The sequence below is a fragment of the Bacillus cereus group sp. N24 genome (assembly GCF_016483345.1).
Taxonomy (GTDB): domain Bacteria; phylum Bacillota; class Bacilli; order Bacillales; family Bacillaceae_G; genus Bacillus_A; species Bacillus_A toyonensis.
The window spans coordinates 21,000-33,129 of the sequence record NZ_JAEHCA010000039.1 but is presented as its reverse complement, the minus strand read 5'-3'; the positions used below and the strand labels follow the sequence as shown (position 1 = coordinate 33,129).

Sequence of the window (12,130 nt, the reverse complement as noted above, 5' to 3'; positions counted from 1 at the left end):
ATAAAAGATAATAAAAAACTATATGGAAAGACCGCATTTTGTATAAAAATATACCTTAAGTTGATGGATGTGGGGTATCGCCACATGGCCATCAACTTAAGATATTAACTACCCTCAATTATAAAAAAACGTTATTCTTTCTAAACGGCTAAAGTTGTATGGTATACATGAAAATAAAAAAAGGACGGTCCCCCATCCCCAATAAACTTATTTATCTTAGCTTCATTCCCATATCAATAAACATTAATCCCCACTGATAGAAGTTTCATTTTATCATTTCTCTAATCCAAAACATTTTTTATTCAATTCTCTTTAAAAAATGTTTTTAAACAATTAAACACATCTGCCTTATTCTTCAATATATAATGCCTAAACTTTTCATCCTCAATGCTTTTATAAACAGAAAAAAGGGTAGATGATGAACGGTTGTACTGGTTTAGTTAGCTGGGATGTAACCAAATTTAATTATATTCTGTTCCCAAAACTCACTTGTAACTTTATTATTTATACCTCAAGAAATACATTCCCCTTTAAAGAGGTATTGTATTTTAGACTCAATAATCATTAATCCCTCATGGGGGCACCATATCAGAAAAGAAAATTGTACGTTTAGACACATTTAATCAATTACCTGTACGTTAAGAGGTCCCCCTAGTATAGCTGGCATTGTTGACGTAGGCCCTGGATTTACTATCGACGCCCAAGTTGACATTAACGGTTCGCCTCAATATATAAAATATAAAGTACAAAACTGGAAGGGAAGTACGTTCCATATTACAGTTAGCAATGCGTATGTGAATGTAAATTAAGACGAAGAAAAGACCGCCTACTATGGGCGGTCGATTTTTACTAAGTATTTTTTAATGCTTGTTTTAACGTTTCACTTGTTTGTTCAAGCCATTCTAGGGGAGCCAGTTTTAAAGCAGGAAAATAAATGTCTGTATAATATTCAATGAATTCTTCTTTTTTTTCCGTGGATAGATCACTGTTTAAAAATACAGTTATGTAATTTATAGTATTTTCTATACAAACCTTGTGGGCTTCTTCTATAAATTCGTGTAAGGCTTTTTCTGGTGTTCCCATATCTTGATGGAATGTTCCATCTAAAAAATCACTTAATTCTTCATAAATATAATCTTTATCATTCATAAATAGCCTCCTAAATTTCTATCTTATGGGGAATCCTGTTCTAATATAACTTCCTTCTCCATCTTTTTTTAAGACAATTTTAGCGTTCGTTACCTCTAAAACATCTTCAGATGTTCTTAATATAGATCGACCAATAATTTCATCACCTCTATACCTCAACGCTAAAGTTGGTGGGCTGTAGGGATCAGCTAGCCACCTTTCTATTTTACGTATATTTTGAGGATTAGTTAATACTGCATCAGCAACTTTTTGGGCTTTTTCTAAATCATTAAAAGATGAAGACCCAGTGATTTTCTGATCATCTATTAATCGTTGAGCCAATGCCTCATCAGGTATTGCAACATGTTTTTCTATTAAATGTCCGCCTTTATCTTCGTGTTTCTTTAAATCACCATCAAATACACGTGGACTATATTGATTGGATCTATCTATGTTTTCAGCAAGTGAAAAAGTATCTTTGGCTTTATTAAAAGTAGTGTAATCAAAAGATCTTAGATTAAGTGCATTGGTATCAGCAAGAGCAAATTGATTTTTGGGCATTAGAATATTATTCAACATGTCAACGCTTTGCTTATACTTATCTAAAGTTATTACGTTTTTAGTACCTTGTATAAAGTTTACACTTTCACTAAGTTTTGAGGTTTTGCCTGACTTTGATACTTTACCTAATGTTGAAATTTTATCTGCACCTTTTGTTCCTACAAATAATTCGGCAATTGCTAATTTAACTTGCATCTCTACATTTCCAACCCATTTAGCTCTGCTATTCCAATCTCCATTTACAACATCTTGATCCCACGAATCAGAAATAGCTTGTTCTACAGCAGCAAATGTCTCGTCGATGTGAGAAAGAGCATACACAGCGCCCTCAACACTATCTATTGGATGTAAAATTGTGTTTAATATTCCTTTAAGTTCATCTAACACCGCTTCATTTTTCCCTTTTTTGTAGTTATGATATTGCCCGATAATAGGAGTATTTTCTATCTGGCGAATAAATTTTTCGTACAACTGATCCATCGCTTCTACGTTATTTTCAACAGTATCTTTAAGTTTATCGAACAACGATTCTTCTATAATACTGGTTTCTTCAGAATGATGTTTTTTTTCTTCTGTAATCGCTTGGATAGAAGTTGTCCACTCCATATTCAATCCTTGTGTACTAAACGTGCCACTTGCAGGACTAAATCCTTTTCCACTTTGAACTTCGGCAAGACCAGTAGCAATACTAGATGCTAGTTGAAGGGCCGTGCTGTAGTTATTACTGGATGTTTGATTAAATTCATATAGGTGATTTAACTTTTCTTGAAGTTTATGCCTCATGACAGTAAAAAGATTCGCCATAGCATCCATCCCCGGAACTGGCATGGTTTGACTGATGGCTTCCATACTTGCTTTCATTCGGTCAATCCCTCGAATTTGTTCTAGTATTTCTTGTTCGATGACATCTGTTGAAGCTACTTGTGATTGAAATTGACTTGGAAAGGCATCATTCTGACGGATTAATTCTTCACATAAGTAAATGATTCCTTGTGCTAAAGGACGAAAGGTTTGTACAAAAAATGATTTTGCACTGCTATATGTTTGTCCTTGTAGAACAGTATCAATTGCAAAAGCATCAATCGACTGAATAGCTTGTTCCATACCTTGAATGGTAGCGGTACATACAGCGTTCATGCTTTGAGTTTGGTTCTGTACTTCTCCCAAATACATATTTAAACTCATGCATTAGTCCCCCTTGCTAATTGTTGTTGCTGGTAGGATAAGTCGTCTTCTAAATTATTAAGGTCTCGTCTTTCCTTAAGCAATGTTTCTTTTTGGTTTTCCAATTCGAACGTAAGTTTTCGCTCAATGTGTTGTGCTTCCTGGCGGATATTCATAAAAAAATGAGATAATTCTCTATCGCTGTGCCAAGTTTCTAAAATGCGGTTAAATAAGCGATTACTTCGATTTTTCCATTCGTGAAAATCTGCTTCCGCTTGTTCCTGAGTTTGAATCGCGGATTGATTTCGGTCCTGTTTTTCAAATACATTTCGTAACTTCTGATTTAACTGTTTGCTTTGGTTTTCGATATCTCGATCCATCTTCTTCCTCCTACCGTTTTATCTTTACGAAGGTGGTCACATTAGCGAAAAGTGTTGTGAAGCTCGTGATCCATTCTCTCAAACTCTTTGGCTACCGAATGAATATTATCGACCTCTCGTTGAAAGGCGGTCCAAAATTGTTGTGTTAAATCTAAGGCTTGTTGATTCGCTTCTTGTGCTTTGGAATTAATCGTTAGCGTCGTACCCGTCGCCTTCGTGATTGAACGATTTGAGGCACTTTGGATTGTATCCGAAGCTTTCCTCATTTGCGTAGCGATTTGTGTTGCTGTTTGTAAATTACTTTGAAATTGCCCCATTCTTAAAAACCCTTTCTATAGTGTTCTGAACATACCAGTGAAATTTCAATTCTTCTAACTTATCAACTAACCTTTGTATACCCCTTCTTCCCTAATACGAAATTATACCATGTAAAAAACTAGAAATTACTCTCGAGAATAAAATATATTATAAAAGTATAAAAGGTTCTTCTTCATATATTTGTACCAGAACCGCTTATCTTGAATAACTGTAGAAAGATCAAATTTTCGTTATGGAGAACAATGAATTTCTTCATTTATAGTGCAGTACCCCATTCCCATCAACCTAAGAAAACAGGTCACCCCATGCCTTCTTACAGGAAGAATTATAACGTATTTTTTATTCACTCAATTACCGAAGCCTCAAATATTTTAAATAGTTTCTTATCCCCTAATCACCGAGTACGTTTATTTCTCCAAATTACTGTCCATAATAATAAACAAAGACAAACCCTTTATCCTTAAGATATAGACGCTTTCTCAATGGTATCAAACTCGGCGATTAGGGTGGAGTGGTATACATTAAAAATAAACTCCTTTTTTGATAAAATTAAAGTGAAGGAGATGAGAACATGATAATATCTGCAATGGTTGCCGTAGGAGAAAATAATGTAATTGGTAAAAATAACGATATTCCCTGGAGACTTCCTAATGATTGGGCATACTTAAGACGAATTACTATGGGACACTCTATCATTCTAGGAAGAAAGAATTATGAATCGATAGGAAAACCTTTAGATGGACGTAAAAATATTATCTTAACAAAAAATAAAAACTATAAGGCCGAGGGCTGTCATATAGCTTATTCGATTGAAGATGCCCTTTCTAAATGTGAAGGAGAAGAAGTATTTATCCTTGGAGGAGAGGAAATCTATCAACAATTTCTTCCTTACACTCAAAAACTATACATAACCAAGATTCATGCTAGATTTGAAGGGGATCGTTACTTCCCAGAAATTGATTTCTCTTTGTGGAAAGAGATATATACTGAAAAAGGAATTCAAAATGATAAAAATCCATATGAGTACTACTTTCATGTATTTGAGAAAATAAGGCTATAATAAAATTACTCATAAAAAAATTATATGAAAACAAAAGTCCCTCAGTTAAACAAACTGGGGGACTTTTAATAGTCTTCTAAATACATTGAATCCCGATAATAGGACGTTATGTTAACCTTATATGTATACGATATTCACTGTTTTTTAAATAGGGTCTTATGAAAGCTATAACGAAATAAAATAATATATAAGGAGGGGAATATACTGTTTAGAATGTTGTTTAAAAAGTTTATCAAGAAAAAATATGTTTGTTTAGTTTGTGGCTATGATCAGTTACCGGGACCACTCTATAATGAAAAAGGAATCCCCAATGTAAGTTTAATATGTGCTTGTTGTGCTTTTCAACCAGGGTATGACGATGAAGAAATTGTATGGACTATTGAAACATATCGTGAGAATTGGCTTCAAGAAGGATCTCCTTGGCTAGATACTAAGGAGAAACCAAAACATTGGGATTTAAAGCAACAATTAACCAATGTTAATATAAAAGAGTAACTACCAATAACGAGAATTATGATAACTTGAATAGTATATAAGCCTTATTTTTAGAGAGGAAAGGATAATATGGAAATATACGACTATTTAGATCAAATGCAAGCTGAATTATTAAAACATTCATGGCTAGAGATTGAAGAAAAATACTACGAACTATGCTCCAAATTAGTGGGAAAAGAACAAGCAAAACGAATCCAGAATATAAATTTAGATTTATTTCAGAGTAAGCTGAAAGATGCCTTTTCTACCTCCCTACATATAGCTAATCAAAATTCAGCAGAAGCCATTTATTTTGAATATGATATGGACAACGACTGGAACAGTACTTTCTTTATTTGCGATGAGTATACAAAGTTATCTGAAGAAGATGATGATTGGGCAAGTGATTGGATTAGTGAAGTAGAAGGTCCTGACTTAAAAGAATTTGCGCAGATTTACAATGAAAATAGATTTGATAATAATGAGAAAGCACTAGGCACAACATTATATCTTATTGCTAGAACTGTTGTTACATTTAAAAAAATTATTGCAACAATTCATATCCCAATTTGTATTGGTTTTCATGATCAAGATCCAATCATGAGAATCCAAGAGTAACTTCTGATAACGATAATTATGTAAATAGGCTGTCCACATGGGCAGCTTATTTTATTTTTCCGCATAGCGTAGGTTATTTTGCAAAATGCTGACGATACCCCATTAGGGCTCACCATACATGCTCATCAACTTAACATTTTGAAGTATCAAAAATTGCACTGTTAAAGGTAAATATAGAATTAGAATATAGGTTATCAAGAATTAATACTTAGTAAAGTAGAAGATTTTAATAAAAATTGGTAAAATAATAACCAGGTATTGAAATTAGAAATAGGACTGTGTTAAAAAAGGAGATTCTATACTATGGAGCAAATTATTTCAAACAATAAGAACGAATCTACAGAGTTATATTATAAATTATTCTCTACGTTATCTTTGTTAACTTTTCATAAGATCACATCCATTGAAAAGAAAAAGAAAAGCCTTAAGCTTTCCCTTGAAAACGAATTAAAAAATTTAACAAAAAATAATCCTTATAAATTATAATACGGTTCCTAAAGATTAAACTCTATAAAAGAATTTATAGGATTTTATTAAATCAATATAATCTCATATTAATTTGACCTTAAAAACGCTATTCTTTTTGTAGAAATATACAGAAAGAATAGCGTTTTTTTATATTAAATATAATATTAAATTATATTAAGACACTTATGTGTTGAATGAACAGTTGTTTTCCTCATATAACGTATTAACAAGCTGTTTTAAATTATTGATGAACAATAGAATCTCTTGACTAGACATTCTAGCATGTTGGAGATGAAATATGTTTCCTTTTCCAATTTCTAACTCGTTTGAATTCAATGTAATAGGGATATTGCTAAAGACATGCCATGGAAAATACAAGTGTACAAAAGTTTCTCTAAAATATATTCCCGATTGACAAATTAATACGCCATCCGATCCTTTACTCAAATTACCAAGGACAGAGGTATCTAAAAAAGCAATGATTTCTTCTTCTTTTGAAACAATATATCGTGCCCAAATTACCTTTAGCTTTTTGTCTGAAATATGATTGTCTACAAATAAACCATTATCAGGTTCTAATAATTCATCGTACGTCTCAAACAAAGAGCAGATTGATTTTATCTCGTCAATTTTTATAACTGGATGTATATCATTTTGCTTTGAATTGTGGAACGAATTTGTAAGAGCTATAAGTAATTCTTTAAATAACTGTGGCGGATAATCACTGCCGTTAATATTAAAACTTTTTTGTGCATCAAAAGATAAAAAACCATCTTTATCAATTTCAATTTGTTGCACTTCATTTAATTTATCCCATTTCATATTTCCTTTACCTAATAACCAGTTTTTCCAATATAAACCCGAACTTGTAAAATAAACACCATATTTTCCTGAGCCAAATAAATTGCAACTTAAAAAAGCAATAATTCGATCATCCGTTGGTAAAGAGAAACGTTTTTTTGCAATTGATAAGAAATCTTCAGGTATTCTAGTAACATAAAATCTAGACTGCTGATATTCTAAACAAATATCAGTTAAACGATTAATATCTATATTCAGCACGATAATTCTCCGTTTCTTAAATATTTTTAATATGTAAATTATAATATTATTAGGTAAATATTAACACCTAAAATTCACTTAAATTGAGAGGCACTCTATTGAATTCTAAAATAAATTTGTGTTAAATTGAAAAATTTATTATATATTTTTACCGTTTTGGGGGTAACCTGTTTTCTTAAGTTGATGGGTATGGGCTCACCATATCAAAAAAAGAAAATTGTACGTTTAGACAAAAATTGGACAGATTTTAACCAGTTCCTTGTACGTTAAGGAACTGGTTATTTATTTTACAGGTGTTTTTGCCCATACTTTGAGAAAGCAAGCTACATGTAATTTAATCGGTATTCTCTGGTTCATAGTTAATTCAAATCTTCTATATTAATTAACATGTTGATAAAAGATGGGTTAAACCTTAGGAGGTAAGAATATGGCCTACATGTATATTAAAATTTTTGCACCAGAACCGTTTATATTGAGTGTTGTTCTTTAATTGTAACTGTTTATCTCTTCTTTCAAGAATACCTTTAATTCATCTTCTAAATTCATTTTCCTAATGAATTTATCATACAACTCAATAAGTCTTGCTACTTCCATTGACTGTTCTAATACCCGTGTATTATCAGAATTAATTTCTATAATATGATTATCCCGCCATTGTATCTCTTCTTCTAATTCTTTTATTATTGATTCCAATTCCTTTACTTTCCCCATAACTCACCACACTCCCAAATATTTAATTTGTGATTATTAAATTATAATATAAGTAATTCTCTTTATTATATATTTGTTGTTTCCTGTTACAGAATCCTTATGATAAGGATTCTTTTTTTATATGAAAAATCACAAATAAAAAAAGATAAGATCGGCAAACACGATCTTATCTTCAGCACAAGGAGTAAACAAAAGGATAACCATCATATTTATATCATGGGGTAGCACCAACAAAACGCGAATTTCGTACGCTAAGCAAAATTTTATAAAGAAAAAGCCGATTTCCTGTACGCTAAGAGATAATCGGCTTCTTACTACTAAGTTATCTGTAATGGTCGTAGAGAGTCTAATGGTGCGATTTCTTTTTTACTAAATCGGTATTCTCCTAGGAAGTTAATGTGTTCCCATCCTAATGGAGAAATGTGTTTTAATAGTTCTTCATCAAATTTTTCTTTTTTCTTCAAAACGTTTATTGCTTCACTTAAATAAACAGTATTCCACACACTAATTGCATTAATTAAGAGGTTTAGTGCACTACTTCTTTGAAGTTGATCTTGTAGCGCTCTTTCTCGTAATTCACCATGTTTTCCAAAGAAAATAGCTCGAGCAAGTGCATTCATAGCTTCTCCTTTATTCAATCCTCGTTGAATACGTCTACGCATTGTTTTATCTGAAAGATAATCTAAGATGAAAATTGTTTTCTCAATTCTTCCTATTTCTCTTAGTGCCTTCGCCACTTTATTTTGACGGGTATAAGACCCTAATTTCCCCATAATCAATGCACCCGATACTTTACCTTCTCGGATAGAATGAGCTAGCCGTAAAACGTCATCATAATTATCGCAAATTAACTTCATATTAATTTGTCCCCGTATTAAGGATTCTATATTTGAGAATTCTTTAGGTGATCCAATCGTATATAATTTAGAAGTAGCTAAATCACGTAACCTAGGCGCAAAGCGAAAACCTAATAAATGAGCCAATCCAAAGACTTGATCTGTATAGCCCGCTGTATCTGTGTAATGCTCTTCAATAACCAAATCAGATTCATGATGTAATAATCCATCGATAACATGTACAGCATCTCTAGCATTTATATTAATTACCTTTGTATAAAAAGAAGAAAATTGATCACTTACGAATCGATAAATGGTCGCTCCTTTTCCTGTTCCATAGTGTGGATTGAAGCTAGCGCTGAGAGAAGATACCCCAATTTGAACTCTCATACCATCCGATGATGAAGTAGTCCCATCTCCCCAATAAGAGGATAAAGGGATTTTATGCTGAAAGTTTACAAGTATAGATTGAGCACGTTGTAATGCATCGTCATACATTCGCCATTGGCTAGCATGAGCTAACTGATGATAGGTGATATCTGGAGTTGCATCTGCCATTTTAGTTAGACCAATATTAGTTCCCATCGCCATCATTGCAGCAAGAGATATAATAATTTCATCGCCTTTAGGCGGTTTATTTGTTGATGCGTGGATCAGTTGCTGTTCAAAATTTGTCCAATTCGACACTTCTAGTAATAAATCTGTTAGTTTTATACGTGGTAACATATTGTATAGCTTAGCGCTTAGTTTCTTGGCGTCTTCTGGGACATCTCTTTCTAAGCGATGAATACGCAAACTTCCTTTTTCTAAATCTACGCCTTCTAGAGAATTTACATTTTTAGAAAAGGATTGAATTCGATGCAAAAGGGTTTCAGTGCGCTCTTTTATGTATTCTTCTACTTGAATCGGGACCGCTAACCTGGTACCGATATTTTTACTCTTTGTCCATTCTTGCTGTGGAATAAGATATTTATCAAAATCTTTATGTTGTCTACTACCTACAATAGAAATATCCCCTGAGCGTACATAATTTCGAAGTTCAGTAAATGCGGCCAATTCGTAAAAATGTCGATTAATACTTCCGTCTTCATCATATACATATCTTTCCCAACGCTTGGAAACAAAGCTTAATGGAGCACCTTCTGGAACTTTTCGTTTTCCAGCTTCATTTAACTCGTGGATAGTATCTAAAGCTAATAAAACGGGATTTGCATACTTGGTAGATTGAAATTCTAATGTTCTGAGTAGTGTTGGCGTATACTTACGTAAATAATTATAACGACTTTCTAATAAATCAAGATAATCATAATTCATAGGACGAGATAACTTTTTTGCTTCCTCTACAGAGGCTACAAATGTATCCCAAGACATCACCGTTTCTAATAATAAAAATGGATCTAAGTTTTCTTGTCTAGCTTTAATTAAAGCTGTTCCTAAATTCGCGTAATGATTGATTTTTTCATTAACTGATTTTCCATTCTGTTTTTGAATTTCTTCTTGCTGTTTTCTTCCTTTTAGTTGAAGATTCATGATTTGTTTATCATGAATTTCAAATGCTTGATCAACCAAGTCTTGTGTTAAATCTATTAAATATGCAATCATGATCGCATATTTTTTGGTACTGTGAAATCGTCGAAACGAGAAGGGTTCATACCTTGCTCCTATTCGAGATAATTGTCGTATACGATTTGGATGTAAACCTTTGGTGTCAAGCTTTAATGTCAATCTTCTTATGTAATCTAAGCGTTCAATTACTTTTAAAAATGCATCAGGAGAAAATTGGCCTGGTATTTCTCTTAGCCACGATAAATAAGTTTTTGAAGTATTAGGCATTGGATGGAGTAGTCTATCTAACTTTTCTTGTTGTGAAGAAGTCAAAGAGGCGGTTAGTACTTTAAAAATCTTTTCTTCTGTGCGCTTACGTACTTCCCATACAGCTCGTTCTATTGTTGGTATTGCAGGTAAAATGATTTTCTCTTTTCGTAGTTCTTGTAATGCAGTTTGAATCAGATACAATGTATTTCCATTTTCTAATGCATATGGTTGTAGAAATTTAGAAATCCTTCGATAATCAAGTATAGTAAAATTACGATATCCATATTCTTTACGTATTTCTTCTAAGTGCTCTCGCCTAGTAGGTTCTCGTTTTGCATATTCTTCATAGACCGTGTGGTCTACACCAATTTGTTTAGCAACAAACTTTAAGAGTCCTTCAGGAATTGCTGGCATATTCGTAACAGTACATCCAGGATATCTTAAGATACAGAGCTGAACAGCAAATCCTAAGCGATTGTGATCTCTACGATGTTGATTAATGATTTCAAGGTCCTCTATAGAAAATGTATAATGCAGTGCTAACTCATGTTCTGTTTCAACAGAAATATGTAATAATTCTTCCCTTTGTACAGGTGTGAGAAGTTCTTTTCCTCTCATAATATTTCCTCCATTTATAAAAGTAATGAGGTTATTTGTTAATGTATCGATACAATGTTGTCTTACTTAGACCGGTAGCCTCTGTAATTTGTTTAATGCTATATTCTTTACTTTGATACATTTTAAGAGCCATTTCTACCTTATCTGTATGTTTTTGTGGTCTTCCGCCTTTTTTCCCACGAGCTCTAGCTGCATTTAATCCTGTTTTGGTACGTTCGCTAATAATATCTCTTTCTAATTCTGCAATACTTGCCATCATTCGAAAGAAGAATTTGCCCATAGCATTAGATGTATCAATGTTGTCATGAATAGAAATAAAATCTACACCTAGTTCTTTGAATTTTTCACTTAACTCAATTAGGTGTTTTGTAGAGCGAGAAATTCGATCAAGTTTGTAAACAACTATCTTATCGCCTTTACGTAATACCTTTAGCAACTCTTCGAGTTGCGGGCGCTCTTTTTTTATTCCTGTCATTTTCTCCTGATATAGTCTTTCTACACCATATTGTTGTAAAGCATCTATTTGCATATCGAGGTTTTGTTCTTCTGTGCTGACACGAGCATAACCAAAAATCAAATTGTTTCACTTCCTATCTAAATATATCTATTAAAATAGTACCAAAAACCTCATTAAATTAAAATAAGGAACTTTGTTTTTGGATATGGGTTTTGGTACTCGATATGGATTAGTTTTTAACGCTTTTGTTAAAAACCAACCAAGTACCATAAACGGTCGTTTTTAGGACTATTAATAGTGTTTAATACATAATCAATATGGATATTTATGGTGCATTGATAGGGAGAGTGAAAAAAATGTACTTAAAGCATTTAAGTAAAATAATGAAATAACACTCTAGGATATGATAAAATCAAGAATGTACGTTCGGTTATTGTAGGGTTATTATAATTTAAAGGGG

Annotated in this window: 12 protein-coding genes; 4 read left to right on the top strand and 8 right to left on the bottom strand. The window is 32.6% G+C overall.

Features of this window, described 5'->3' with window-relative positions; translation table 11 throughout:
• Positions 1–849: 849 nt before the first annotated feature.
• From JDS95_RS28200 to JDS95_RS28185, 4 genes are read right to left on the bottom strand one after another with little or no spacing between them, the layout of a single operon-like run.
• Positions 850–1,149 (bottom strand): contact-dependent growth inhibition system immunity protein, encoded by a 300-nt coding sequence (locus JDS95_RS28200; RefSeq protein ID WP_199690918.1) that lies wholly within the window; start codon positions 1,147–1,149, stop codon positions 850–852.
• 18 nt (positions 1,150–1,167) lie between these two features.
• The gene (locus JDS95_RS28195; RefSeq protein ID WP_098134630.1) at positions 1,168–2,874 is read right to left on the bottom strand and encodes an RNase A-like domain-containing protein; all 1,707 of its coding nucleotides are present in this window, start codon (positions 2,872–2,874) and stop codon (positions 1,168–1,170) included.
• Positions 2,871–3,233, bottom strand: coding sequence for a DUF3958 family protein (locus tag JDS95_RS28190; RefSeq protein ID WP_000373349.1), 363 nt, complete (start codon positions 3,231–3,233; stop codon positions 2,871–2,873). The genes JDS95_RS28195 and JDS95_RS28190 overlap by 4 nt, the downstream gene beginning before the upstream one ends.
• A 41-nt stretch (positions 3,234–3,274) precedes the next feature.
• Positions 3,275–3,550: a TIGR04197 family type VII secretion effector gene (locus tag JDS95_RS28185; protein ID WP_000529675.1), complete on the bottom strand. Its 276-nt coding sequence runs from the start codon at positions 3,548–3,550 to the stop codon at positions 3,275–3,277.
• Between the two features lie 572 nt (positions 3,551–4,122).
• On the opposite strand from JDS95_RS28185, the gene JDS95_RS28180 reads away from it, so the two are divergent.
• The 4 genes from JDS95_RS28180 (at position 4,123) to JDS95_RS28165 (ending at position 6,189) form a co-directional block, all read left to right on the top strand.
• Positions 4,123–4,611 carry a dihydrofolate reductase gene (locus JDS95_RS28180; protein ID WP_098539154.1) on the top strand — a complete coding sequence of 163 codons (489 nt, stop codon included), beginning with the start codon at positions 4,123–4,125 and terminating at the stop codon, positions 4,609–4,611.
• Between the two features lie 213 nt (positions 4,612–4,824).
• Positions 4,825–5,106 (top strand): hypothetical protein, encoded by a 282-nt coding sequence (locus tag JDS95_RS28175; protein ID WP_199690917.1) that lies wholly within the window; start codon positions 4,825–4,827, stop codon positions 5,104–5,106.
• Positions 5,107–5,175: 69 nt separating this feature from the next.
• Positions 5,176–5,703, top strand: a complete 528-nt coding sequence (locus JDS95_RS28170) for a hypothetical protein (RefSeq protein ID WP_199690916.1) — start codon at positions 5,176–5,178, stop codon at positions 5,701–5,703.
• Between the two features lie 303 nt (positions 5,704–6,006).
• Positions 6,007–6,189, top strand: a complete 183-nt coding sequence (locus tag JDS95_RS28165; protein WP_199690915.1) for a hypothetical protein — start codon at positions 6,007–6,009, stop codon at positions 6,187–6,189.
• 165 nt (positions 6,190–6,354) lie between these two features.
• Here JDS95_RS28165 and JDS95_RS28160 read toward each other — a convergent pair whose 3' ends face one another.
• From JDS95_RS28160 to JDS95_RS28145, 4 genes are all read right to left on the bottom strand, one after another.
• Positions 6,355–7,233 carry a hypothetical protein gene (locus JDS95_RS28160; protein ID WP_199690914.1) on the bottom strand — a complete coding sequence of 293 codons (879 nt, stop codon included), beginning with the start codon at positions 7,231–7,233 and terminating at the stop codon, positions 6,355–6,357.
• A 486-nt stretch (positions 7,234–7,719) separates the two neighbouring features.
• A complete protein-coding gene (locus JDS95_RS28155; protein ID WP_000521113.1) occupies positions 7,720–7,944 on the bottom strand; it encodes a hypothetical protein in 225 nt (74 codons plus the stop codon).
• Positions 7,945–8,261: 317 nt separating this feature from the next.
• On the bottom strand, positions 8,262–11,213 hold the full coding sequence (locus tag JDS95_RS28150) for a Tn3 family transposase (protein ID WP_199690913.1): 2,952 nt from the start codon (positions 11,211–11,213) through the stop codon (positions 8,262–8,264).
• A 31-nt stretch (positions 11,214–11,244) separates the two neighbouring features.
• Positions 11,245–11,790: a recombinase family protein gene (locus tag JDS95_RS28145; RefSeq protein WP_000576159.1), complete on the bottom strand. Its 546-nt coding sequence runs from the start codon at positions 11,788–11,790 to the stop codon at positions 11,245–11,247.
• Positions 11,791–12,130: the final 340 nt, after the last annotated feature.